Source organism: Clostridium sp. AF29-8BH (assembly GCF_003478145.1).
GTDB classification, from domain to species: domain Bacteria; phylum Bacillota; class Clostridia; order Lachnospirales; family Lachnospiraceae; genus Otoolea; species Otoolea fessa.
Genome location: NZ_QUEL01000005.1, coordinates 93,900 through 118,338, shown reverse-complemented (window position 1 = coordinate 118,338; position 24,439 = coordinate 93,900). Strand labels below are relative to the sequence as shown.

At 50.2% G+C, this 24,439-nt stretch carries 19 protein-coding genes, 4 tRNA genes and 1 pseudogene; 2 read left to right on the top strand and 22 right to left on the bottom strand.

The annotated features are described in order from the left end of the window. Positions 1 to 44: 44 nt before the first annotated feature. The 12 genes and pseudogenes from DWZ16_RS05460 to DWZ16_RS05405 all read right to left on the bottom strand — a co-directional run bounded on the left by DWZ16_RS05460 (position 45) and on the right by DWZ16_RS05405 (position 12,194). A complete protein-coding gene (locus DWZ16_RS05460; protein WP_118522423.1) occupies positions 45 to 1,697 on the bottom strand; it encodes a nucleoside kinase in 1,653 nt (550 codons plus the stop codon). 12 nt (positions 1,698 to 1,709) lie between these two features. After that, positions 1,710 to 2,458, bottom strand: a pseudogene (locus DWZ16_RS05455) (Nif3-like dinuclear metal center hexameric protein). A 37-nt stretch (positions 2,459 to 2,495) separates the two neighbouring features. Next, positions 2,496 to 3,263 carry a tRNA (adenine(22)-N(1))-methyltransferase gene (locus DWZ16_RS05450; RefSeq protein ID WP_118522422.1) on the bottom strand — a complete coding sequence of 256 codons (768 nt, stop codon included), beginning with the start codon at positions 3,261 to 3,263 and terminating at the stop codon, positions 2,496 to 2,498. A gap of 43 nt (positions 3,264 to 3,306) precedes the next feature. Then, positions 3,307 to 4,422: an RNA polymerase sigma factor RpoD gene (gene rpoD, locus DWZ16_RS05445; RefSeq protein WP_118522421.1), complete on the bottom strand. Its 1,116-nt coding sequence runs from the start codon at positions 4,420 to 4,422 to the stop codon at positions 3,307 to 3,309. 204 nt (positions 4,423 to 4,626) lie between these two features. Beyond that, positions 4,627 to 6,540: a DNA primase gene (gene dnaG, locus DWZ16_RS05440; RefSeq protein WP_118522420.1), complete on the bottom strand. Its 1,914-nt coding sequence runs from the start codon at positions 6,538 to 6,540 to the stop codon at positions 4,627 to 4,629. A gap of 10 nt (positions 6,541 to 6,550) precedes the next feature. Beyond that, positions 6,551 to 7,558 (bottom strand): deoxyguanosinetriphosphate triphosphohydrolase, encoded by a 1,008-nt coding sequence (locus DWZ16_RS05435; protein ID WP_022359692.1) that lies wholly within the window; start codon positions 7,556 to 7,558, stop codon positions 6,551 to 6,553. Positions 7,559 to 7,882: 324 nt separating this feature from the next. After that, positions 7,883 to 9,565, bottom strand: coding sequence for a carbon starvation protein A (locus DWZ16_RS05430; RefSeq protein ID WP_118522419.1), 1,683 nt, complete (start codon positions 9,563 to 9,565; stop codon positions 7,883 to 7,885). Between the two features lie 262 nt (positions 9,566 to 9,827). Next, on the bottom strand, positions 9,828 to 11,585 hold the full coding sequence (locus tag DWZ16_RS05425) for a S8 family peptidase (protein WP_118522418.1): 1,758 nt from the start codon (positions 11,583 to 11,585) through the stop codon (positions 9,828 to 9,830). A gap of 99 nt (positions 11,586 to 11,684) precedes the next feature. Next, positions 11,685 to 11,768 (bottom strand) — tRNA-Leu (locus DWZ16_RS05420). Between the two features lie 4 nt (positions 11,769 to 11,772). Next, positions 11,773 to 11,856, bottom strand: a tRNA-Leu gene (locus DWZ16_RS05415). Between the two features lie 166 nt (positions 11,857 to 12,022). Next, positions 12,023 to 12,106 (bottom strand) — tRNA-Leu (locus DWZ16_RS05410). A gap of 4 nt (positions 12,107 to 12,110) precedes the next feature. Beyond that, positions 12,111 to 12,194: transfer RNA gene (locus tag DWZ16_RS05405), tRNA-Leu, on the bottom strand. Between the two features lie 481 nt (positions 12,195 to 12,675). Here DWZ16_RS05405 and ychF point away from each other — a divergent pair. Both ychF and DWZ16_RS05395 read left to right on the top strand, forming a co-directional pair. Then, the gene (gene ychF / locus DWZ16_RS05400) at positions 12,676 to 13,773 is read left to right on the top strand and encodes a redox-regulated ATPase YchF (protein ID WP_022359782.1); all 1,098 of its coding nucleotides are present in this window, start codon (positions 12,676 to 12,678) and stop codon (positions 13,771 to 13,773) included. Between the two features lie 78 nt (positions 13,774 to 13,851). After that, positions 13,852 to 14,295 (top strand): hypothetical protein, encoded by a 444-nt coding sequence (locus DWZ16_RS05395; protein ID WP_118522417.1) that lies wholly within the window; start codon positions 13,852 to 13,854, stop codon positions 14,293 to 14,295. A 150-nt stretch (positions 14,296 to 14,445) separates the two neighbouring features. On the opposite strand, the gene DWZ16_RS05390 is transcribed toward DWZ16_RS05395, so the two are convergent. From DWZ16_RS05390 to DWZ16_RS05345, 10 genes are all read right to left on the bottom strand, one after another. Further along, positions 14,446 to 15,237, bottom strand: coding sequence for an RnfABCDGE type electron transport complex subunit B (locus tag DWZ16_RS05390; protein WP_022359780.1), 792 nt, complete (start codon positions 15,235 to 15,237; stop codon positions 14,446 to 14,448). A gap of 15 nt (positions 15,238 to 15,252) precedes the next feature. Next, positions 15,253 to 15,828 carry an electron transport complex protein RnfA gene (locus tag DWZ16_RS05385; protein WP_107001556.1) on the bottom strand — a complete coding sequence of 192 codons (576 nt, stop codon included), beginning with the start codon at positions 15,826 to 15,828 and terminating at the stop codon, positions 15,253 to 15,255. Further along, complete coding sequence (locus DWZ16_RS05380; RefSeq protein ID WP_022359778.1) at positions 15,828 to 16,529, bottom strand: electron transport complex subunit RsxE; 702 nt, start codon at positions 16,527 to 16,529, stop codon at positions 15,828 to 15,830. The genes DWZ16_RS05385 and DWZ16_RS05380 overlap by 1 nt, the downstream gene beginning before the upstream one ends. A gap of 14 nt (positions 16,530 to 16,543) precedes the next feature. Then, positions 16,544 to 17,152, bottom strand: a complete 609-nt coding sequence (locus DWZ16_RS05375) for an RnfABCDGE type electron transport complex subunit G (protein ID WP_107001557.1) — start codon at positions 17,150 to 17,152, stop codon at positions 16,544 to 16,546. Continuing rightward, positions 17,152 to 18,093, bottom strand: coding sequence for an RnfABCDGE type electron transport complex subunit D (locus DWZ16_RS05370; RefSeq protein ID WP_107001558.1), 942 nt, complete (start codon positions 18,091 to 18,093; stop codon positions 17,152 to 17,154). Before DWZ16_RS05370 ends, DWZ16_RS05375 begins: the two co-directional genes overlap by 1 nt. Before the next feature lie 13 nt (positions 18,094 to 18,106). Beyond that, entirely contained in the window at positions 18,107 to 19,432 is a 1,326-nt protein-coding gene (gene rsxC / locus DWZ16_RS05365; protein WP_107001559.1) for an electron transport complex subunit RsxC, read from the bottom strand. Between the two features lie 375 nt (positions 19,433 to 19,807). Next, positions 19,808 to 21,178 carry a sodium-dependent transporter gene (locus DWZ16_RS05360; RefSeq protein ID WP_107001560.1) on the bottom strand — a complete coding sequence of 457 codons (1,371 nt, stop codon included), beginning with the start codon at positions 21,176 to 21,178 and terminating at the stop codon, positions 19,808 to 19,810. Between the two features lie 168 nt (positions 21,179 to 21,346). After that, complete coding sequence (locus DWZ16_RS05355; RefSeq protein ID WP_118492118.1) at positions 21,347 to 22,243, bottom strand: ribokinase; 897 nt, start codon at positions 22,241 to 22,243, stop codon at positions 21,347 to 21,349. A gap of 21 nt (positions 22,244 to 22,264) precedes the next feature. After that, positions 22,265 to 23,293: a LacI family DNA-binding transcriptional regulator gene (locus DWZ16_RS05350; RefSeq protein WP_118522416.1), complete on the bottom strand. Its 1,029-nt coding sequence runs from the start codon at positions 23,291 to 23,293 to the stop codon at positions 22,265 to 22,267. Next, positions 23,290 to 24,435, bottom strand: a complete 1,146-nt coding sequence (locus tag DWZ16_RS05345) for a M20 family metallopeptidase (RefSeq protein ID WP_118467447.1) — start codon at positions 24,433 to 24,435, stop codon at positions 23,290 to 23,292. The genes DWZ16_RS05350 and DWZ16_RS05345 overlap by 4 nt, the downstream gene beginning before the upstream one ends. Between the last annotated feature and the right edge of the window lie 4 nt (positions 24,436 to 24,439).

The following is a 24,439-nucleotide window of genomic DNA, read 5'->3' as shown; positions in this document are numbered from 1 at the left end:
AAACATTTTAACTCTACCATATTTTCAGGCATTTGTCCAGTCAATCATACTTTAAAACAGCTTCCGCCGATAAATTCGCGCACAATCGAATTGTGCGGCACCTGTTCGCTGCTGACACCCAGAAAATAATCGAGAAATTTGAGCAGCCGCTTCGCCTCGTTGTACTCCGCCGAATCACGCGGAACACTATATAAGATCGGCTCCGCATACTGTTTGAGCACCGAAAGCTCATATAAAAACGCAGAGTTGAACATCGCATCTGCCTCTTCCTGATACGGGAAAATATTCCGCTCCTCGCCCCGGCGGACGGAATCCCACATCCGGATCGTGTCCTGTGCCGACGCACCGCGCGTTCTCGCATCGCGGACCATCCGCCGGATCAGACGTCCGTCCGTCGTCGGAACTCGGTTGTGATCGTCGATATTTAACTGGGTCAGCGCACTGATATAGATCTTAAATTTCTTATCACGCGGCAGTGAATACGACAAATCATCATTCAGGCAGTGGATTCCCTCAATGACCAGAATATCCTCCGCCCCAAGCTGCAAAAAATCGCCCTTATATTCGCGCTCGCCCTTGACAAAGTTGTAAACCGGCAGTTCCACGCGTTTTCCCGCCAGAAGTTCTTCCATATCTTCATTAAACTGTTTCACATCGATGCAGTTTAATGCCTCATAATCGTAATTTCCATTTTCATCCCGCGGGCTGTCCACACGGTTGACAAAATAATTGTCCACCGCGATCGGATGCGGTTTCATTCCCAGCGCAGCGAGCTGAATCGACAGACGGTGTGAAAAGGTCGTTTTTCCCGAAGAGGACGGTCCTGCAATCATGATCAGTTTGCGTCCGCTCTCATAAATCTGCTCCGCAATATCTCCGATCTTCTTTTCCTGCAGCGCCTCCTGCATCAGAATCAGGTCGTTCATGCGCCCCCGCGCGATCGTATCGTTGAGTGTTCCCACGTCAAACACACCGAGCTTGTGACCGAGCTTTTCCGCCTCCTGCTGGACATCAAACAGTTTTTTCTGCGGATGGAACGGCTGAATCGCCTTCGGCTGCTTCTTGTTCGGCAGACGCAGGATAAATCCTTCCTCGTACATCTGTAAATCAAAATATTTGAGATACCGGGTGCTCATGACCATATATCCGTAGAAATAGTCGTCATAATCGCCAAGCCGGTAAACATTGACCCGCGACGCCCGCCGGTAATTGAACAAACGCGCCTTGTCATACATGCCCTGCTCCTGGAAATGATCCATCGCCTCATCCGTATTTTCACTCCGTTTCTGCAACGGCAGATCCTGCTCAGACAGGCGCTTCATCTCCTCTTTCACACGGTCTAACAGCTCCTGGCTGAGTGTTACCCCGCCTTCCACCTCCACATACAGACCATTTTCAACAGAAAAGCAGACCGTGATATTTTTCACATTTTCCCTGCCTGCCACATCCTGAAAGGCTTTCATCATCAGAAAGACGGCACTTCTCTGATATGCCAGATAGCCAGCCGTATCTGCCGCTGTGATAAATTCCATCTGGCAGTCCTTCTGCAGTGTTTTATGCAGCTCCCGCAGCCGTCCATTTACCGAGACCAGAAGAATATCATTCTCGTAATTCTTCTGATATTCCTCCGCAATCTCCGCGTAGGCGGTTCCCTGCGGATATGTTTTTATCTCACTCCCAATCCGTACCTCCGGCATGTAATCCCCTCCCTAAACAATCTGGATTGGAAACGCCGGTTTCTCCCGCACAACCTTCACGGCATCACCCAGCTTCCTCATCAGATATTTCTCCATAAATTCTGTAAAAATGTGTTCAATTCCATAATGTCCGGCGTCAATGACCGCCATGCCCTGTGCAACCGCGTCGATTCCTTCATGGTGGCTGATATCTCCTGTGATATAAACCTGCGCCCCGGCTGCCAGTGCCTCTCCCATCGTGCTTCCTCCTGAGCCCGGGCAGACCGCCGCTTTCTGAATCACTGCCTCACCGTCCAGCTCACCGAAGACCGCCGCATACGGCAGGCCAAATGCCTCCTTGACCTGCTCGGCAGTTGCCCGCAGCGTCATCGGCTGTTCGAAGCGTCCAGTGCATCCGATTCCGTAGGAAGTGCCGTCTCCGGTCTCTCCCATTTTCTCTAAAACTTCACAATCCGTCAATCCCAGCTTCTTTGCCGCCAGATCTGCCATGCAGCCCGGCGCTGCGTCGAAATTCGTGTGCATCGCATAGTAGGAAATATCATCCTGAATCATCCGCAGGCTCTTCTGCCGATGAAATTCTGATCGGACACCTGCTTGATTCCTTTGAAAATAAGCGGATGGTGCGTCAAAATCATATCCGCCCCCGCCTGCTCTGCCTGCTCAATCACAGAATCGGTGGCGTCCACCGCCAGAAAGATCGTCTTCACTTCCTTCCCGCTGCGCCCCGCTAAAAGCCCCGGATTGTCCCAGTCACATGCCATGCTGCGCGGCGAAAGTGTTTCCAGGATCTTGATAATCTCACTGCATTTCATGTCTCGTCTCCTCTATCAGCGCCAGATAGGCGGTCAGTTCGTTGATGCGCGCTGCTCGGCGGCTGATCGCCGCCTCTCCCGCTTCACTGGCTTCTAAAGTTTTCTTCTTGTTCTGGGCATCATTTTCTGTCAGCCCTGCCAGCACCTGCCGCGTCATCTTCTCTTCTTTCTCCAGATACGCAAGCAGCACTGGATCTTTCTTCCGGATCAAATCGGCTCCAAAACGGTAATCCTGCTCTCTCCCCGGCCGCATCGTGCCTCGCGACGCTTCTATCACTATGTAATATTTTCCCTCGTCCGTCAGCATCGCTTCCCGGAGAATCGAAAATCCCTGTTCTTCCAGAAAATGACGCACTTCGTCCTGCTCCGACTGCGGCGACAGAATCAGGCGTTCTTTTCCCTCGCTCCAATTCTCCCACACATGGCGTCCTTGTTCCAGAATCCGGCAGGTCAGTTTTCCGCCCATTCCGGCGATCACAACTGTGTCTGCCTCGCCTGCCTTCAATTTTGCCAGTCCGTCTGACAGGCGCAGTTCAATTTTCCCGGAAAGCCCCACCTCTTCCACGTGTTCTTCCGCCCGCTCCAGTGGGCCTTTCCGCACATCCATCGCCAATGCCGACGGGCACACGCCCTTCTGCACCAGCCAGATCGGCACATAACCGTGATCGGTGCCGATATCTGCTACCCGGCTGCCCGGCTGTACAAAAGAAGCGATCCGTTCCAGACGCTTCGAGAGTTTTACTTCTGTCCGCATGATTTATTCTCCTGTGTTCTACTTTTTATTTCTTCTTTCCAGATCATTCATCCAGATAATCCTTCAATTTTTTGCTCCGGCTCGGATGGCGCAGCTTCCGCAGCGCTTTCGCCTCGATCTGGCGGATCCGCTCGCGGGTGACATTGAACTGCCGTCCTACCTCTTCGAGCGTGCGCGGTCTGCCGTCGTCCAGGCCAAAGCGCAGACGCAGCACCTTCTGCTCCCGCTCGGTCAGCGTATCGAGCACTTCCATGAGCTGTTCATGCAGCAATGTATAGGTTGCCGCATCGACCGGAACCTGCACATGATCGTCCTGAATGAAATCGCCCAGATGACTGTCTTCCTCCTCGCCGATCGGTGTCTCCAAGGAAACCGGATCCTGTGAAATCTTCATGATCTCCCGCACACGCTCAACTGGCATCTCCATCTTTTCCGCGATCTCCTCCGGGGTAGGTTCCCGTCCAAGTTCCTGTAAAAGCTGTCTGGAAGTCCGGATCAGACGGTTGATCGTCTCCACCATGTGAACCGGAATCCGGATCGTCCGCGCCTGATCCGCGATCGCGCGCGTGATCGCCTGACGGATCCACCAGGTTGCATAGGTGCTGAACTTAAATCCTTTTGAATAATCATATTTTTCAACCGCCTTGATAAGACCCAGATTTCCTTCCTGAATCAGGTCAAGGAACTGCATGCCTCTGCCGACATAGCGCTTCGCAATGCTGACAACCAGGCGCAGATTCGCCTCCGCCAGACGTTTTCTGGCATTTTCATCTCCCAGCTCCATCCGCTTCGCCAGTTCAATCTCCTCTTCCGGGGAAAGCAGCGGCACTTTTCCGATCTCTTTTAGATACATCCGGACTGGATCATCGAGGCTGACGCCATCCGGGATGCTGAGATCCAGGTTGTCCACGTCGATCGGCTCCTCCTCCTCGCCGTCTTCAAAAAGTTCTGGCTCCATGTCCTCATCGTCATCCATCCGGAGAACGTCTACATGATGATTTTCCAGAAAATCATAGATCCGATCGAGCTGTTCCGGGCTCAGTATCTCACCATGGAAATAATTCAATATTTCTTTATTGTCCAGTACATTTTTCTTTGTTTTTGCCAATTCCAGAAGCTGTGTGAGTTTTTCTTCAAATGTAACTTTTTTCTCTTCCATAGTTCGTCCTTCCTTCCATCCTCAGAATCTGCCCGACCATTTCCAATTTTGTTACTGAACACGCATACGTGTCCAGTAACGGAATTTGCCGTGGCTTCGCATTTCAATACGGCAAATTCCTGCTGCCACCACGTTTTCTTATGGCACTTTCGGTTCCAAAAGTGCCTACCCGTGTACAGTAACCCAATTTTTCCCAATCCGCAATCACTCCAACGTAATTACGAGCGAAGGCAATCCCGCCTGTTCCCGTATGAGCCGCTGCAGCTCATTCAAATCCGACGCCCGCCGGATCTGATCGTCGAGGCTGTTCTTCTTGATCCGGCGCACCGTCTCCGCAAATGCCTTTTTCTGCTCCTCATTGTTTAAGGATTCTTCCAGACTTGCATTGAAAAGCGCCGCGACTTCTTTATAATTGCCCTCGTCGTCGATAAAGCGGTTCAAAATCGCCGCCGGATTGACATTTCCAGCTTCCAGACCCTCAAATACAGCTTTTGCCGCTTCTTTATAAAGTGGTTTTACAAAATCCTCCGGTCCGATGATGTCCTTGATCCGGGCATACAGCGATGGTTCTTCAATCAGCCATGTAAGAAGCAGGCGTTCTGAACGGCGGATGCCCTCGTCCTTCTCCTTCTTCCTGCCCACCGGTCTCACCGCCGGTCCCGCATTTCCCGGAAACTCTGCATTTCCAGCACCGCGGTTTTCCGCCATTGCCCCGGCACTGCCGACGCTTCCGCCTACCTCCCTGTTTTGTACCGCACCAGTCGTATTTCCGGTTCTATATGAATCCCCATAGCGACCCGCATATCCGCCTGCTGCCGTCTCCCCGACGCCATACCGGCTTCCGAGCTGGTTGACCAGCCGCCGCAGATCTTCATAATTGATAAAGTATTCCCTCGAAACCGCCTGTATATAATTATCCCGCTCCAGCGCCTCGCCAAATTCAAGCAGCTTGCGCGCCGTCTGATTGTAAAATGCCGTCTTCTGCTCCGGATCTTCCATATCAAAACCGGCTTTCAGCACATCGATCTCATAGAGAAAGCTGTTTCTAGCCGTCCCGATCCGCTTTTCAAACTCCTCTGCTCCCAGGTTTTTCATAAATTCATCTGGATCCTTATACGGACGCATATTCAATACCTTGGTTGAAATTCCTGCCCGCTTGAGGATCGGAATCGCCCGCAGCGCCGCTTTGACGCCCGCGCCATCGCTGTCGTAGGTCAGAATGACCTGATCCGTATACCGCTTCAGAAGCGCCGCATGCTGCTCGGTCAGCGCCGTTCCCAGCGATGCGACCGCGTTCGTATAACCCGCCTGATGCATGGAAATCACATCCATGTAGCCCTCGCAGAGCATCATATATTTCTTTCTCGAAGTACGCGCGTAATTAAGTCCGTATAGATTCCGGCTTTTGTCAAACAGCATCGTCTCCGGTGAGTTTAAGTATTTCGGTTCCCCGTCCCCGAGGACACGTCCGCCAAACCCGATCACCCGGCTGTTGACATCCATGATCGGAAACATAACACGGTTCCAGAACTTGTCCCTGGCGCCGCGCTCCTCGATCGTCACCAGCCCCGTATCCTTTAAAAGCTCGTCCTCATAGCCCTTGCTTTTCAGATACCGGTACAGATCGTCGCTGATTTTATTGGAAAATCCCAGTCCGAACCGCCGGATCGTCTCATCCGTCAGCTTCCGCTTTACCAGATAATCATATCCTATCTTTCCCTGCGGCTGCTTGAGCTGGTAATAAAAATAATTGGCTGCCAGCTTATTGATCTCCAGAAGCGCCGCCTTGCGGTCCGCCTTCGCCTTTGCCTCTTTAGAATATTCCATCTTCGGCAGTTTCACGCCCGAACGGTCCGCCAGCATCTCAACCGCCTCGCGGAATGAATAATTTTCATATTCCATCACAAACGTAATCACATTGCCGCTGACACCGCAGCCAAAGCAGTGGTACATCTGCTTGGACGGCGACACCGAAAAGGATGGCGATTTCTCATGATGAAACGGGCAGAGTCCAAACAGGTTGCTTCCCTTCTTCTGCAGCTTCACGTATCCGGAAATCACATCCACAATGTCGCTACGCATTCTGACTTCCTCGATTACCTCTTCCGGATAATACATTTCTTCCTCCTTATACGCTCCAGGCTTTCGGAATAAACAATTCCTTAAACCGGTCAATCGCGTAAATATCTGTCATACCCGCGATATAATCGCATACCGCGCGCTCTTTCGTCTCATTTCTCATCTCCATAATCCGGTGGGATTCTTCCGGAAGTTCCTCCGGATGCGCCATATAATATCCATACAGCATCTCGATCATCTGCTGTGCGCGCCCTTCCTCCGCTTTCGCAATCCCGTCATGGTAGACATGGTCAAACATCCAGCGGCGCAGCCCGTGCATCGCCTCCTCGCGTTCCGGTGACATCGCCACCTCCGGCTTGTCCTGGCTGTGCTCGATGATGTCGTGGATCATGATATTCAGCCGCTCATGCACACTGTTTCCCAGAATGTCCGTGTACTCCCGCGGCAAATCCTCTTCCTTCATGATCTTTCCCCGGATCGCATCATCTATATCATGGTTTATGTAGGCAATTTTATCTGAAAGCCGCACAACATTCCCTTCCAGCGTCGCCGGATGACCGCTCGTCCGGTGGTTCAGGATCCCGTTGCGAACCTCCCAGGTCAGGTTCAGCCCCTGCCCCTTCTGCTCCAGCACCTCCACAATACGGACACTCTGCTGATAATGCGCGAACCCCTCGCTGCAGAGCCGGTTGAGCACCGCCTCCCCCGAATGACCAAACGGCGTATGTCCCAGATCGTGCCCCAGCGCGATCGCCTCCGCCAGAGACTCATTCAGCCGCAGCGCTTTCGCGATCGTGCGCGCTATCTGCGATACTTCCAGCGTGTGCGTCAGGCGCGTCCGGTAATGGTCGCCCTCCGGCGCCAGAAAAACCTGCGTTTTCTGTTTCAGACGCCGGAACGATTTGCTGTGCAGAATACGGTCGCGATCGCGCTGATACTCTGGCCGGATGTCGCAGAGCGGTTCTTTCCGCTCCCGTCCCCGTGTATTCGCACTCAGCGACGCATACGGACTCAGGGTTTCCTGTTCCCATTTTTCGATCGTTTCTCTGATATTCATCCAGATCCCACCTTTATTCAGAATAATTTACGGAATAAATTCGAAAGTTCGCCCATTATCTTATAATAATATCATATTTTTGTAATTTGGGACAGAGGTTTTCCATGGATTTTTGATCTTTTTCTATTTTCTTTTTTTATTTTATGTGGAAAGAAGGGGAATTATGACTACTTATTTCCATCTATTGAACAAAGGGGCTTAGAATGAAAAAGAGAAGACATCTGTTCTTTTGAATACAGACATCCTCTCTTTGCTATCATACATACAAAACGTAACGGCTGTCCCTGATGGACCTCATCTACATTTTATTTTCACTTATTATTTTTACTTATCCGCTTTTTCAAGCAGTTTCTTGATACCCTGAATTGCTACTAATACACCCAGGATTAACAGCAGCACTGCAAATACAAGCTGCAGTGTATTTCCCAGATCCAGACCGCTCGTCATAAATGCGTTTGTGAGCTTTATGATGGTCATGCTCAGTGCAGTAAAGGTAACTGCCATCATGAACAGCATCGGCACCCAGAGCATCCAGCCCTGACGCTTGGTTTTCTTTAAGAATACTGCACAAGCTACAAGAGCAAGTACCGATAACAGCTGGTTTGCAGAACCGAATAACGGCCAGATCTCTGCATAGCCGACCTTGGTAAGCAGGTACGCGAGTACCAGTGTGATGATGGTTGCAAAATATTTATTGGTTACTACTTTTACAAACGGGCTCATATTTTCCTCGTCTGTGTCCGAATCCATGAAAAATTCCTGGAACGACAGACGTCCTACCCGGGCAACCGAATCCAGGGAAGTCAGTGCAAATGCAGATACCGCCAGGTTGATTAATGTAAATACAAGCGAATGCGGCAGACCAACTACGGAAAGAAAGTTTGCGATCGCGCCTGCAAAAATCTGCGGCTGGGTGGTAAGTCCCTGTGCTGCTGCCTCGCCATCTGCAAAGGAAGCAACTGCAATCAGTGCGATGATAGCAAGCATACTCTCCATCAGCATTGCGCCAAACGAAACCGGAAGCATGTTCTTTTCATTTTTGATCTGTTTAGATGCAGTACCGGAAGATACCAGAGAATGGAAACCGGAAACTGCGCCACAGGCAATCGTTACAAATAAAATCGGGAACATATACTGTCCATTTACATTAAAGCTTGTAAACGGTTTCAAATTACATGCCGGATTGGCCACAAATACACCGATAACTGCACCGACGATCATAAAGATCAGCAGATAGCTGTTCAGATAATCACGCGGCTGAAGCAGCGCCCATACCGGAGCGACACTGGCAATCAGAATGTACACAAAGATAATAATATGCCAGGTTCCAAGATCGACATAGACCGGGAAATTCAGTCCCAGCGCGATCGCTGCCACCAGTAATAAGATAGCGACGGCTGTGTTGATCCATTTGTTGAATTTGGTATATTTGAGGAAATATCCAAGTGCAACTGCCTCGATGATAAATAACATAGAAGTAGTTGCAACGGCTCCATTTGCCGCTATCTTTGTGACAGCACCTGCCTCATCGACCGTAAATCCCTTAAATGTTCCCGCTACAACGTCTGCAAACGCTGCGACAACCAGAATACAGAACAGCCAGCAGAATAAAAGAAATAATTTCTTTCCTAATTTTCCAATGTACTCTTCGATGATGTATCCGATTGTACGTCCCTTATTTTTGACAGACGCATACATGGATGCAAAATCCTGAACGGCGCCGAAAAATACGCCGCCGATTAAAATCCAAAGCAGGACCGGAAGCCATCCAAAAATTGCCGCCTGGATCGGACCATTGATCGGACCCGCACCGGCGATCGACGCGAACTGATGACCAAACACAACGTTTGTATCAGCCGGTACATAATCGACACCGTCCTCCATCTCATATGCCGGAGTTTTGGCATTCGGATCGATGCCCCACTTATTCTGGAGATAACGCCCGTACAGGAGGTATGCTCCTCCCAGAACAACGATGGCGATTATCATCATCATTACTCCACTCATAGTTAAACCTCTTTCCTTTGTTTATTTATAAAAAAACGCCTCTGCTATCCAGTCGGATAACAAAGGCGAATTTTCTATCCCAACAGCTTTCCCGATCCATCCAGTGACTCTCTGTATTTCCGTTCTTTTATGTCTTTCCATGCTCATTGCATTTTATATCATATAAATTATACTCTTTTGAGCGGAAAATTCAATTAACACTTTAAATATAATTTACAATTTCATTTATTGTTTTTTGTGCACCTTGCACTTCCTATTGTTTTTACAACGGGAAACTTCGCTCCAGACACAATGCCCCATACCCCACCCTCTCATTCGGATATACCGTCTCCCCAGGCAGACTCCGCGCCCCGCGGATGAGATATGCTTTCAGCTTCTCCCCATACAGATAGGGATCGTTCCCATTTACAATCCCCCATTGCATCATCAGCGCCGCCGATCCGGTCACAAATGGAGCGGCAAAGGAAGTTCCTGTCACCGCCTCATATCCGCCGCCTGCGCGGGCGGTGATGATATTTACACCAGGTGCCGCCAGCTCTGGTTTGATCGGATGCCCCAATCTTGAAAATCCACGACCGGAAAAATCTGCATACGCCTGCGTGGCGTCATCGTACGCCCCAACCGAAATCGCCCGGCTGGCGGTCGATGGGATTGTCAGCGTCGTGTCCGGCGATGCCGCCAAAAAACGTGTTTCTCTGTTCAGTGCCATGCCCGCTGGCAGCCACAGATCATACTGACCATCCCGTATTTCTTCTGGAATCAGACGGATTTTCCAGAGCCCGTCCTGAATGTAGCTTCCTTTTGGAATCAAATCCAGATAAATCTCCTGCGCCTGACTGTATGGACTCGGCATCCCATAATATAGAAGAATCTCTTCCGTCTCATAGGAAAGCCGTTGTGCTCCCAATGATTCCCGGATCACCCCGGTGCTGCTGCCGCCCGGGCTGAAAATTTCTACTGAAAACCGGTCCTGATACAATTTCCATAGCTGCACACCGAAGCCCGTCTGATATTCCCCCACTGCAAGCTCTATCTCCACCGGACGTCCCATCTGCAGAAATCCCGCCCGGTGTCCCATGCTGTATCCTTCATTTCCGGTTCCCACGATGATGGAAGTCCGCCCCCGCTCTGCCATCGAATTTAGATACGTCTCCAGCAGGCTGGTTCCGTCATGCGAACCGTATGTATTTCCAAAGCTCAGATTCACCGCCACCGGCATCCGCCATTCCTGTGCGATTCCCACCACATAGTCCAACGCCCGCATCAGCTCTGTTGTCCTGGGAAATGAATCCGCAAGCGGCGTTCCAAGCTTCACGACCAGAAGTTCACTCTCCCAGGCTACTCCCCGGTAGTGTCCGCCGCCCTCCCAGCCATTTCCGGCTGCAATCGCCGCAACTGACGTCCCGTGCCCGCTCACATCCCGCGACTGGACGATCTCGTAAGCGCGTTCCCGGCTGCCCGCCTCCAATGCCCGGTTGAGCTCCTCCCGCGTATAAATCCGGTTCTGCTCCTGATCCCAGAGTGCGGCGATGCGCGTCGTTCCATCTGCGTTTCGAAAGTCCGGATGGAAATAATCGATTCCGGAGTCGATGATGGCAGTCAATGTGCCGCGACCACTTAAATCAGCATCTCTGCCATACACGTTTTGAGAGACTTGATTTCCGCTCTGCACCGGCGCAATACAGGTATCACGAATCGCCCGGTTCACCTCAAAATAAAGACGCTTCGGCTTTTCTATATACTCAACCTGTGATAATCCTGCCAGATCATCCACCTGCGATTCAGGGAGCCGCACAATCGCGTAGCCGCCGGAAAGTGGATAAATTTCCGCCTGCGGCAGCTGTTCCTGCAACTTTTCCACAGTTCCATTATATTGAATGATTAATTCCCAGCGTTTCGTATTCTGGTCATATCCCATCTGAAGTGCCGGGGACTTTTCCCGTTCCGCTTCTGTCGCATCCAAAGATAAGTTTAAAAGGTTTTCTTTTTTCTGGCTCTTGCCATTCACTAATTCACTCATTTTACAGTTTATGCTTATATGGCAAATCCCAGCATCATATTCTATCTATTTTTTTAACAAAACAAAACCCGGCACATCTCTGTACCGGGCTATCGATCATGCAGAAGAAGGGACTTGAACCCTCATGATGTTGCCATCACACGGACCTGAACCGTGCGCGTCTGCCAATTCCGCCACTTCTGCTTACTGCGGGAGATGGGACTTGAACCCACACGAGCATACACCCACAAGATCCTTAGTCTTGCCTGTCTGCCAATTCCAGCACTCCCGCTTACTGTTTTTCAATTTTCTCTATTCGATGATTTTCTCACCGACAAAGAGTAGTATAGCACAATTTCATTTAAATTGCAAGCCTGTTTTCCGCAAATTTATATCTGAATTTATTGAATCAGAGTATAGCAAAAACCCGGCACATCTCTGTACCGGGCTATCAGTCATGCAGAAGAAGGGACTTGAACCCTCATGATGTTGCCATCACACGGACCTGAACCGTGCGCGTCTGCCAATTCCGCCACTTCTGCTCACTGCGGGAGATGGGACTTGAACCCACACGAGCATACACCCACAAGATCCTTAGTCTTGCCTGTCTGCCAATTCCAGCACTCCCGCTTACTGCTTTTTATTTTTGCCTGTCGAGTGAGTCACTCACTGACGAAGGTTAGTATAGCACAGGCGCTCCGCGAATGCAAGCATTTTTTTGTTTTTTTTATTTTTTTTTATTTGTTCTAATTATTCCTATATTTTTATAGTTTCTTTCTACTGCAAAATCATGTATTTCAGCCCTATCCTACCACTCCGCAGCTCCCTAAAAAAATCCTTTCTTACTTCTTAAACAGGAAAATAGACAACCATTACACATTTCCTGCTCACGCATACGTGTCCAGTAACCATTTCTGCATTCCTATAGCCACAAAATGTCTCCTTTGAGATTGAAAAAGCGCTGTCTTTCTGCTATAATACATAGTTGCATTGATTTCTTTCATTAAAATTAAGAAACATTACAAAAAGGGCGTAAAAAGGCGCAATAAGAAACCGAAAGAAAGGCGGAAATCCTGATAAGCAAAGGGTTTTCGGATAGGTAAATCATAAAATGAAATTAGGTATCGTAGGTCTGCCAAACGTAGGCAAAAGTACACTGTTTAATTCTCTGACCAAGGCCGGCGCTGAGTCTGCCAATTACCCGTTCTGTACCATCGATCCGAACGTCGGTGTCGTACCGGTTCCGGATCCGCGTCTGGGTCAGTTAGCAGCTCTTTATAATTCTGCCAAAATCACTCCGGCTGTGATCGAGTTCGTTGATATCGCTGGTCTGGTAAAGGGCGCTTCCAAGGGCGAAGGTCTTGGAAACCAGTTCCTTGCCAATATCCGTGAGGTAGACGCGATCGTACACGTTGTCCGTTGCTTTGAGGATCCAAATGTTATCCATGTAGACGGCAGCGTCAATCCGCTCCGCGATATCGAAACCATCAACCTGGAGCTCATCTTCTCCGATATGGAAGTTCTGGAACGCCGTATTGCCAAGACAACCAAGAGCGCCATGGGAAATAAATCCCTTGCAAAAGAGCTGGAAACTCTGAAAAAACTGTATGCGCACCTTGAAAACGGCAATCTGGCTAAGAGCTTTGAGCCGGAGGACGAGGATGAACTCACGTTCATCAATACGCTGGATCTCTTAACCTGGAAACCGGTTATCTTCGCTGCTAACGTATCTGAGGATGATCTGGCAGATGACGGTGCTTCCAATGAATATGTAAAACAGGTTCGCGAATTTGCAGCTGAGAACGACAGTGAGGTATTTGTTATCTGTGCACAGATTGAACAGGAAATCGCAGAACTGGACGAGGACGAGAAAAAGATGTTCCTCGAAGATCTCGGTCTGACCGAATCCGGTCTTGAAAAACTGATCGCAGCCAGCTACCGTCTGCTTGGTCTCATCAGTTATCTGACTGCCGGAGAAACCGAGACACGCGCATGGACCATCAAGGTCGGCACCAAAGCTCCGCAGGCAGCTGGAAAGATCCACTCTGATTTTGAGCGCGGTTTCATCAAAGCCGAGGTAGTCAACTATCAGGATCTTTTAGACTGCGGTTCCTACAATGCAGCCAGAGAAAAAGGGCTGGTACGCATGGAGGGCAAGGACTACGTGGTGAAGGACGGCGATGTTGTGCTGTTCCGTTTTAATGTTTAATACCCCTTCTATATAATTTAAAAACATTTTCCCCGAAATTCGCTCATACACTGTATTAAACGAATTCCGGGGATTTTTATGAGCTCAAAAACAAAAATTGTCGTACTCCGCATGAAAGAGATTATTTATACTGCTATCTTTATCGGACTGGGGCTTCTTCTCATCGCCCTTCTTCTCATCATGTTCCGACCGGGCAGGAAGACGCAGAGCGCCTCCGCTCCCGCTGCGGTCGGCATTTCCTATCTGCCTGGTATGTACAGTTCTACCCTGACACTCGGCAGCCAGGCAGTCAACGTCGAAGTCACGGTTGATTCCACCCAGATCACCTCTGTTACCTGCCGTCCTTTAAGCGATTCCATCGAAACTATGTACCCACTGCTCTCCTCCTCCGCTTCGCATCTCTCGGAGCAGATCGTGAGCACGCAATCGCTTGAAAATCTCTCCTTTGAAAGTGGCAGCCAGTATACCTCACAGGCATTATTAAATGTGATACATACTGCATTAGCAAAAGCAATCCTTTAAATTTCGTATAGCATAACATCAAAAATTTCAAAGAACCCCTTCATCGGATGCTTTAGAAAAGCACCTTATCTTTTAACCAAAAAAATCCGGCTGAACCATCTTTTCAAACGGTTCAACCGGACTTTTTATTTCCGTATTCTTTTACGTTATTTACTGAATAACCTTAACCGGGCACTTCGCTGCACAAGCTCCGCAGTTTACGCACTTCTCATAATCGATAACAGCTACGTTGTTATCCATATGGATTGCGTCAAACTTACACTGCTTGGTACACAGCGTACAGCCGATACAGCCAACCTGGCAGGCTGCCTTGACAGCCGGTCCACGATCGTGGGAGCTGCACTGTACCAGATGTTTTGCCTTGTACGGTACCAGGTCGATCAGATGTTTCGGGCAGGCTGCCACGCAGGCACCACACGCTACACACTTCTCTTTGTCTACAACCGCTACGCCGTCTACCACGTGGATTGCATCGAATTTACATGCCTTCACACAGGTACCGAAGCCGGTACAGCCGTAAGAACATGCCTTTGCACCGCCACCCGGTACAACGGATGCCTTCGCACAGTCCTCGATACCATGGTACTCGTACTGTACTTTTGTCTTGTCGCAGGTACCTTTACATTTAACGAAAGCTACCTTCTTCTCAGAGGAACCAGCCTCTACACCCATGATAGCAGCGATCTTCTCGCCAACCGGAGCACCGCCGACCGGGCAGGCATTAACCGGAGCTTTGCCCTCTGCGATGGCCTTTGCAAGACCATCACAGCCCGGGTAACCACAGCCGCCGCAGTTGTTGCCTGGCAGCTCTTCACGGACAGCTGCCTCTTTTTCATCTACTTCAACTTTAAATTTCGCGCCGAACAGACCCAGACCGACACCAACGATGATGCCGACTGCCGCGATCACGACAGCAGCGATAATGATTGAATTCATATCCATTTTCGTCTCCTCCTTCTACAGTAATCCGGAAAATCCGAGAAATGCAATCGCCATCAGACCAGCCGTTACAAGTACGATAGGAGATCCCTGGAAGTTATACGGGATATCATTTCCCTCGATGTGCTCACGGATACCTGCCAGAAGCACGATGGAGATGGTATAACCAACGGCTGTACCAACACCATTTACCACGCTCTGTAAAAATCCATATCCGTTCTGGACGTTTGTCAGGGCAACACCAAGAACGGCACAGTTTGTTGTAATCAGCGGAAGGAATACACCCAGCGCGTTATACAGGGAAACCATGCACTTCTTTAAGAACATCTCAACGATCTGAACCAGTGCTGCGATAACGAGAATGAAAACGATGGTTTTCAGGTAATCGATACCAAGCGGTGCCAGAACGAACTGATAAATCAGGTTTGCAACGATAGATGCGATGGTAATAACGAAAATAACCGCACCACCCATACCAGCTGCTGTTTCAACTTTTTTGGATACGCCGACGAAGGAGCAGATACCGAGGAACTGGCTCAGTACGACGTTGCTGACCAGCGCCGAGCTTATCGCAATAATAAGTAATTCTTTCATCACTTCTCCTCCTGTTCCTTCTTAACTTCTGCATCATGACCAGCACAGCTTAAGCAGTCGCCGCTGCAGCAGCCACCCTTCTTCTTCTCTTTTACGGAACCGTTTGTTGCACACGGCATCTTCAGACGATTCTGAAGAGCAGTCAGGCAAGCCAGTACGAAGAATGCACCCGGCGCCAGGATGAAGATTGAGATCGGCTGATAGGAAGCCGGCATAATCTGGATACCAAAGATAGTACCTGCACCCAGAAGCTCACGGAAGGAACCGATGAGTGCCAGAGCAACTGTAAATCCAAGTCCCATACCGATACCGTCAAATGCAGACAGGATCGGGCCGTTCTTCATAGCATATGCCTCGGCACGGCCAAGGATGATACAGTTAACTACGATCAGCGGAATGTAAAGTCCCAGGGAAGCATATAAGCTTGGAACGAAACCTTCCATCAACATATCTACGATGGTTACGAAGGATGCTACGACTACGATCTCTGCCGGCAGACGCACGCCGTCCGGAATGATCTTACGAAGCAATGCAATCAGAAAGTTCGCCGCAATCAGTACGGCGGTTGTCGAAAGTCCCATGCCGACACCGTTGATGGCGGAAGTGGTTACCGCCAGGGTCGGACACAGACCCAGCATCTGAACGAAAATCGGGTTTTCTTTCCAGATACCGTTATATAAGCGCTCTACATATTTATTCATAATCTTTCCACCTCCTACTGTGCCAGGCAGTTAGCCACGAAATAGATAGCTGCATCTGTCGCGTTGGTGACTGCCTTGGAAGTGATCGTTGCACCACTGATGGCTTCAATCTGATTATCTGCAGACGCGCCTGTCTTTGTAACTTCCAGGTTCTCAGCTTTCTTGCCGATAAACTGATCCTTGAAATCCGGTTCTTTGGCTCTCATACCAAGACCTGGCGTATCGCTGATGCTTAAGAAACCGATACCGGTCAGCTCGCCCTCGTTGCTGATACCAACTGCGATCTGCACGTTGCCGCCGTAGCTCTCTGCGGAGGTAGAGGTAATCAGGTAACCGATCTGGTTGCCGCTTGCATCCAGCGCTTCTTTTGCATCATTGATGGTAACTTTTCCAAATCCCCACTCAGAGATGCTGTCCGCTGCAGCAGTTACTGCGTCAGCCAGCTCCTGCGGTTCATCAAAGCTTGCCGCATCCGGGTAAACTTCCTGATAAGTTTTAGTAGCTGCTGCCTCCTGTGCCTGTGCAATCGGATCCAGCGTAATATCATGTACTGTTCCCAGACAGATACCAGCTACCAGAGTAATAACGAAAAGGATGATTGTATTTTTGATAATCTGGTTCATTATTTCTTCTGACCTCCTTTTCCAAATGCTGTCGGAAGCGTATAGCGCTCAATCAGCGGTACCAGCAGGTTGCTGAAGATGATCGCATAGGAAACGCCCTCCGGAGAAGCACCCCAGAGACGGAAGATTCCGGTTACGATTCCGAGGATCAGTCCGTATACGATCTGTCCCTTCGGAGTCAGAGGACTCGTTACATAATCGGTTGCCATAAAGAATGCACCGAAGATAAGACCACCTGCACAGATCTCACTGAGAGAATAGGTCAGGTTGAATCCACCAAACAGGAATGTAAATACAAATACGGTTCCAATGTAAATCAGCGGGATAACCGGGCTGATAACTTTGCGGACTACCATGTAAATCGCACCAATCAGCAGGGCAATTACAGATACCTCACCGATAGTTCCCGGGATACGTCCGATTACCAGGGATGCCAGATCCACTGTCTCACCGGCTCTTAACTGTGCCAGCGGAGTTGCACCTGTCAGACTGTCAAATCCAAGCTTTGCGGATGAGAAGTTATTCATAAACAGAGCGAAGGAAGTCAGAAGGAAACATCTGGCTGCCAGTGCCGGGTTCATGAAGTTCTGTCCCAGACCACCGTAAAGCTGTTTTACAACGATGATTGCAAAGAATGCACCAAGAACCGGGATCCAAACCGGGATTTCCGGCGGCATATTCAGTGCAAGAATCATGCCGGTAACAACTGCACTGCCGTCCGAAATCGTAATCGGCTTGTGCATTAATTTCTCATAAAGATACTCGGCTGCCACACTGGCGATCACGGTAGCGATCAGAACCAGAAGTGCATTCATGCCGAACTGCCATACACCATAAACACTGGCAGGAATCATGGCGATCACAACGTCAAACATCAGGCGCTGTGTCGTAACTCCGTCACGAACGTGAGGTGATGACGATACTTTTAATAATTTTTCCATTTCTTCCCACCTCCTACTTTCTGCGGCTGGCTGCTACTGCCTTACGCATCTCTTTGAATGCCTGGGTCAGCGGCCGTCTTGCCGGACAAGCATATGCACAGCATCCGCACTCAACGCATTCCATGCCGTTTAAGCTCTGGAATTTCTCAAGATCGTGAGCCGTAGATGCTTTCATCATCAGCGGAGGTACAAGGTGCTCCGGACAAACGCCTACACAGCGTCCGCAGCGGATACATGCTGACGGCTCCATCGCTGCTACCTGGTCCTTGGTAAAGGTGGTCAGCGCAGATGAAGTCTTCGCTACCGGGAAGTCAAGGCTGAAAAGAGCCTGTCCCATCATAGGACCACCAGAAATCATCTTCTCCGGTTCCTGTTTAAAGCCGCCTGCTGCCTCTACCAGTCTCTGATAGTTGGTACCAAGACGTACCTCAAAGTTCTGCGGCTCTGCAATGGCATCACCGGTTACCGTAATGATCTTGCGGATCAGCGGAGTTGTCTTGCATACTGCATTATAAATAGAAGCAACGGTATCAATATTGTCTACGATACAGCCTGCATCTGCCGGCAGCATGGAAGAATTGATCTCACGTCCTGTCACTGCATAGATAAGTGTACGCTCACCACCCTGCGGGTACTTGGTAAGCAGCGGACATACTTCGATTCTCGGCTCGTCCTTTACCATCTCCGTCAGCTTCTTGATAGCCTCCGGCTTGTTGTTCTCGATACCGATAACACCCTTCGCATTGTCAAACAGCTGAAGCATAACCTTCAGGCCGCCGATAATCTGCTCCGGACGCTCCATCATGGTACGATAGTCACTGGTTAAGTACGGCTCACACTCTGCACCGTTGACGATAACGTAATCAATTGCGTTCTCATCTTTCGGAGTAAGCTTTACATGTGTCGGGAAACCAGCGCCGCCCAGGCCGACGATACCGGCATCCTTAACGATCTTACGGATCTCTTCTTTCGACAGCTTTGTTGCATCTCTGTCTGTTCCGAAGCCCTCAATCGCCTCTTCTTCACCGTCATTCTCCACCAGGATTGACTGAACCATTGCACCATTGGCAACCAGCTTGGACTCGATTCCCTTTACTGTACCGGAAACAGAACTGAGTACGTTTGCGGAAATAAATCCGCCTGCCTCTGCAATGATCTGGCCTTTCAGCACGTGATCGCCCTTCGCTACCAGTGGTTTCGCAGGTGCGCCAATATGCTGGGACAGCGGATAAACCATGATCTCGCCCTGTAACGGTTCGAGAACCTTGATCGGCTTATCCTCAGACAGTTCTTTACCCTCATATGGATGAATGCCGCCTATAAATGTAGCCAAACCCATCAATTAAACCCTCTTTCTCTTACTAAATTTTCCTTCATCCTCCACCCATTCACCTCCCGTCAGATGCCTTTTCTGCCGAAATTGTGAAAATATTATCGGGCGTAGGAGCTAGAATCTACCGCGTATAGTATAACACAGGTAAAAAAAATTCACAATTGAAAAATGAATCTTCTGCCCCCTTCACTCTGTATAAAAATTAATACAAATGGTTATAATATAGCTTTTGTTTATACAGAATTAACAAAACTGTGTAAAAATCCCGTAAAACTTTCTCTTAAATACTATGTCAATAGCCTTGGCGAACAAAGGAAAGTCCGGCGGAGTTTGCCTCTGCCGGACTTTCCTTTGTTCTCGTTACCTAAAGAGCTGCACAGTCTACTGGAAAAACTTACTCCAGTACCCCTGCACAAAAATAAACAGCACAATCAGTGGAATGACATATGTCACATACGCTCGCACCTGGCGCGGGAACTTCACGCCTTTTCCCTCATTTGCCTCCTTGAGAAAATTCTCAAATCCCCATCCATACCGGCTGGTACAGAACATCAGGTAAACGAGACTTCCGAGTGGAAGCAGGTTGTTGCTGACGATGAAATCCTCGAGATCCAACACGTTGCTGCCCTCTCCGAACGGCATGAAACCACTCCAGAGATTGAAACCCAGCACGCACGGAAGCGACAGGACCGCAATCACCACCAGATTGACGCAGACTGCCTTTTTGATCGAACAGCCAGTCAGATCCGTTGCAAAGGATACGATATTCTGGAATACCGCTGTGACCGTTGATGCCGCCGCAAAGGTCATAAAGACAAAGAACAGCGTGCCCCAGAAACGTCCGCCTGCCATGTGGTTAAATACATTCGGCAGCGTGATGAAGATCAGGCTTGGTCCCTGTCCTGCCTCGATACCGTAAGCCGCACACGCCGGGAAAATGATAAGTCCTGCCATAAACGCTACCAGCGTGTCAAGGACCAGTACATTGATTGCCTCGCCGGTCAGGCTGCGCTCTTTATCGATATAACTTCCAAAAATCGCCATCGCACCGATACCGATACTCAACGTAAAGAACGACTGTCCCAGCGCCGCAAATACGACCTTGCCGACACCAACCTCCTGAATCTTGCCAAAATCCGGCTTTAAGTAAAATTCAAGTCCCGGACGTCCGCCTTCCATCCGCACCGAATTGATTGCCAGCACAACCATCAGGAATAACAGGCAGACCATCATCATCTTTGTGATCTTCTCAACGCCGTTCTGGAGTCCCATCGCACAGATGGAAAAACAGAATACGACACAGAGCAGCATAAATACCGTCATCAGTCCCGGATTTGCCAGTACAGAGCCAAATTCCCCGGCTACACCGTCCGCATCCAGACCCACGAAATCGCCTTTCGCCATCTTGAACACATACAGCAGAAGCCATCCGGCTACCGTCGTATAAAACATCATCAGGACATAGTTGCCCGCCATCGCGAACCATTTTTCAAAATGCCACTTAGTACCCTTTGGCTCCAGCACATCAAATGAAAGCGCCGCACTCTTCTGGCTCGCTCTGCCGACCGAGTATTCCATAACGATGATCGGAAGACCTAAAAGCACCAGAAATGCCGCATAAATCAGTACAAACGCCGCGCCGCCATACTGACCGACAATGTACGGGAATCTCCACACATTTCCCAGACCGATCGCACAGCCCGCGGAAATCAGGATAAATCCCAGCCGAGAGGAAAAACGTTCTCTTCCCATTTCTACTTACCTTCTCCTTTTTTATTTCTACATGCCCACACTGACAAGAGTCAGACGGGCGCAAAAAGAGGCGCCTCCGCAAATCCCGGTACCAGCCCGAATTTCGGAAACGCCACCAAATGGTATTTTACTATATTCTGTTTTAAAAGACAAGTTTTCAGGTGCTTTTTATCCCTCAAACGTCTCTACTTCCTCCCGGTTCGGCACCGACGGAGCTGCTCCTGGGCGTGAAACGGCGATCGCTGCCGCTTTTGCCGCATGTTCCAGCGCCGTCTTCGGGTCTTCACCGAGCTGTAAGCCGCCGATAAAATAACCGGTAAATGTATCGCCTGCCGCCGTCGTGTCCACAACCGGCACTTTATAGATTCCCTGACGAAGGACTGTGTCGCCATCGCGGTACACGGAACCATCGCCGCCGAGTGTCAGGACAATCTTCGCCTCCGGGAACCGTTTTACCAGTCCGTTCATCAGCGCCTGCGGATCTTTGGTTGCCTCAATGCCGCAGATATCCGACGCCTCCACCTCATTTAATAAGAAGTAATCCACATATTCCAGCGGATAGGACAGGATCTTCGCATTCATCGGGGACGGATTCAGAACGATCTTCATGCCTTTTTCATGGGCTTTCTCCATGATATAGCCGATCTCGCTGATCTCATTCTGTAAAATCAGGAAATCGTCCGCCTCAAACTGTGTCAGGACGCGATCCACCATTTCCCTCGTGATCCGCTGGTTGGCACCGCCATACAGCAGAATGCAGTTCTGCCCTGCCGGATCTTTCTGGATGATCGCGTGTCCTGTCTGCCCGTCGAGATGCTCGATCAACTCCGTGTGGACGCCCGCCTTCTTCATCTGCTCGATAAGGAAATCTCCATCCCCGGCTCCGACAGCTCCGGCGTGCCATACGTCTGCGCCCGCCTTGCTCAGCGCGATCGACTGATTCAGCCCTTTGCCGCCGCTGAATACCTGCAGCGACTCGGAGGACATCGTCTCTCCCGCTCTTACAAAATGATCCACCTGATACGTATAATCAATATTCAGTGAACCAAAATTCAATACCTTCACTCTGCTCCCCTCTCTCTCCGGTTACCGGGACGGCTGTATTCTCGCCGTGCTCTCCCGCACCACCAGTTCCGGCGCAAAGATTACCTTGCTCTCCGGTCTTTTATGTTCCCGTATCTGTTTCAGAAGCAGCCGTACCGCCTCTCTTCCCATCTCCCGTACCTGCTGGCGTACCGTTGTCAGCGGCACCTCCAGCATCCGTGCATAGAAAACGTCATCGTATCCGACAACCGAAACATCTTCCGGTACTTTCTTTCTATATTCCTTGAGTTTTCTGCATACGCCATACGCCGAAGCGTCGTTGCAGGCGAAAATCGCCGTAAAATCCTGTGAAATGAGCTTTTCGACCGCCGCCGCGCCGCCCTCCTGCGTATACTCGCCGGCACAGACGAGACGTTCATCCACTGGAATTCCCGCCTCCTCCATCGCCCGGCAGTAGCCATGGTAACGGGCCTCCGAATCCATCTGGGTCGCATGCGGTCCCACAACGCAGGCAATCCGCCGGTGTCCAAGGCTTAACAGATGGCGCGCCGCCAGATAACCGCCGATCTCATGGTCGGTACCGACCGCCGGACAGTTCCGAAGCTCCGGGATCCGGTCAACTACCACATAGGGTATGTGGATCGATTCCAGATAATCGATCTCCTCCGCCGCCATCTCCCGCGTATTATCTTTAGCCATGATAAACACAATGCCGTCCGCGCCTTTATCCGCCAGAAGATCGATATACTCGCGATCCCGGTCATAATTATCATTCGTGTTGCAGAGAATCACACTCCAGCCATTTTCGCGGCACGCCTCATCGATCGCACGCGCCATATTGGCAAAATATACATTGGAAATATCCGGGACGATAAATCCTATGGTCTTGCTCTGCCGCTTTACCAGACTGACCGCGAGCTGGTTCGGACGATAATTCAGTTCCCGCGCCTTCGCTAGGATCTGATTCTTTGTCTCATCCGAGATCTTATATCCTTTTCCATTGAGAACCAGTGAGATTGTCGTCACGGAAAAACCAGTCGCAGCGGCAATATCCTTGATGGTTGCCCTCACTCATCCACCTCCGATGCGATCAGATCCATGAGAACCTGAATGGATTTCTGATATTTTTCTATCTCGACCCGCTCATTTGGCTTATGCGCCATGCCTGCCTCGCCCGGACCAAATAAGAGAACGGCTGCATCCAGCTTGTGTTCCACGAGGATCGAAGCATCTGTAAAGAAATTAATCCCAGTCGTCTCCACCGGAAGCCCTTTTTTCTCCAGTCCCTTCGAGAGCTGTTTCACAAGCGGATGGGATTCTCCAATCTCGATCGCCCGCCGGTCATTGACAATCCGGCAGCTGACGCGGAATTTTTCTTCTGATGTAACGGAACGCGCCGCCGCAAACGCCTCCGCCTGACCGACTACCATCTGACTTGTCAGTCCTGGTGTCATACGGATATCCATGAGAATCCGGCAGGTGTCCGGCGTCATATTTGGCGCCACGCCTCCGGAAATCTGCGTTACCTGCGCGGTCGATGCGCCGAGAACCGGGTGTGTGAAGCTTTTCACATATGTTTCAATCTCACCGGTCAGCGCCATCGCCTGTTCCACGGCATTGCAACCCTCCTGCGGGTATGCCCCGTGGCTCGTCTTTCCGTGTGCTTCTATCTCCAGCCACAGGCAGCCTTTCTGCGCCACGCCCAGCCTGCATCCCGTCGGTTCTCCTATCAGAAGCGTTCCAATCGACGTCTCCGGGACTTCCTTTAAGATCTCCCTGGCGCCGATGCCGCCCTTTTCCTCATCACAGGTTCCGAGGAAATGGATCGTACGCGGCACCGGACGACCGGATTTTTTATATTCACAGAGCGCGTACACCATCGCGGCAAGCCCACTCTTCATATCGCTGGCACCGCGGGCATAGAGAAAACCGTCCCGTTCCACCGGAACCGCCGGGTCAGTCTTCCATTCTCCGGTATCTCCGTAAGGAACCGTGTCCAGATGCCCGTTCCAGAAGATCGGAGCGCCATCCGACTCCCCCTCAAGCTCCGCCAGCACATTGGCGTGTGTCGCGTCAATCCGCTGTATATGTGCAGAAATTCCCGATTGTTCGAAATACTTGCACAAATATTCTGCCACTGCTCCCTCGTCATCCCGTCCATTGACACTCCGAATGGTCAGAAGCTCTTTTAAAAGTTTCACCGCTCCGTCCATACGC

Excerpts from the sequence above, each read along its gene's own strand:
- DWZ16_RS05430 (WP_118522419.1), bottom strand. The coding sequence starts at position 9,565 with ATGAGTGGAGTAATGATGATGATAATCGCCATCGTTGTTCTGGGAGGA.
- DWZ16_RS05385 (WP_107001556.1), bottom strand. The coding sequence starts at position 15,828 with ATGAAAGAATTACTTATTATTGCGATAAGCTCGGCGCTGGTCAGCAAC.
- rsxC (WP_107001559.1), bottom strand. The coding sequence starts at position 19,432 with ATGGGTTTGGCTACATTTATAGGCGGCATTCATCCATATGAGGGTAAA.
- DWZ16_RS05370 (WP_107001558.1), bottom strand. The coding sequence starts at position 18,093 with ATGGAAAAATTATTAAAAGTATCGTCATCACCTCACGTTCGTGACGGA.
- DWZ16_RS05395 (WP_118522417.1), top strand. The coding sequence starts at position 13,852 with ATGAGCTCAAAAACAAAAATTGTCGTACTCCGCATGAAAGAGATTATT.
- DWZ16_RS05435 (WP_022359692.1), bottom strand. The coding sequence starts at position 7,558 with ATGAATATCAGAGAAACGATCGAAAAATGGGAACAGGAAACCCTGAGT.
- DWZ16_RS05380 (WP_022359778.1), bottom strand. The coding sequence starts at position 16,529 with ATGAATAAATATGTAGAGCGCTTATATAACGGTATCTGGAAAGAAAAC.
- DWZ16_RS05375 (WP_107001557.1), bottom strand. The coding sequence starts at position 17,152 with ATGAACCAGATTATCAAAAATACAATCATCCTTTTCGTTATTACTCTG.
- DWZ16_RS05450 (WP_118522422.1), bottom strand. The coding sequence starts at position 3,263 with ATGCGGACAGAAGTAAAACTCTCGAAGCGTCTGGAACGGATCGCTTCT.
- DWZ16_RS05345 (WP_118467447.1), bottom strand. The coding sequence starts at position 24,435 with ATGGACGGAGCGGTGAAACTTTTAAAAGAGCTTCTGACCATTCGGAGT.
- DWZ16_RS05390 (WP_022359780.1), bottom strand. The coding sequence starts at position 15,237 with ATGGATATGAATTCAATCATTATCGCTGCTGTCGTGATCGCGGCAGTC.
- DWZ16_RS05425 (WP_118522418.1), bottom strand. The coding sequence starts at position 11,585 with ATGAGTGAATTAGTGAATGGCAAGAGCCAGAAAAAAGAAAACCTTTTA.
- ychF (WP_022359782.1), top strand. The coding sequence starts at position 12,676 with ATGAAATTAGGTATCGTAGGTCTGCCAAACGTAGGCAAAAGTACACTG.
- DWZ16_RS05460 (WP_118522423.1), bottom strand. The coding sequence starts at position 1,697 with ATGCCGGAGGTACGGATTGGGAGTGAGATAAAAACATATCCGCAGGGA.
- rpoD (WP_118522421.1), bottom strand. The coding sequence starts at position 4,422 with ATGGAAGAGAAAAAAGTTACATTTGAAGAAAAACTCACACAGCTTCTG.
- dnaG (WP_118522420.1), bottom strand. The coding sequence starts at position 6,540 with ATGTATTATCCGGAAGAGGTAATCGAGGAAGTCAGAATGCGTAGCGAC.
- DWZ16_RS05360 (WP_107001560.1), bottom strand. The coding sequence starts at position 21,178 with ATGGGAAGAGAACGTTTTTCCTCTCGGCTGGGATTTATCCTGATTTCC.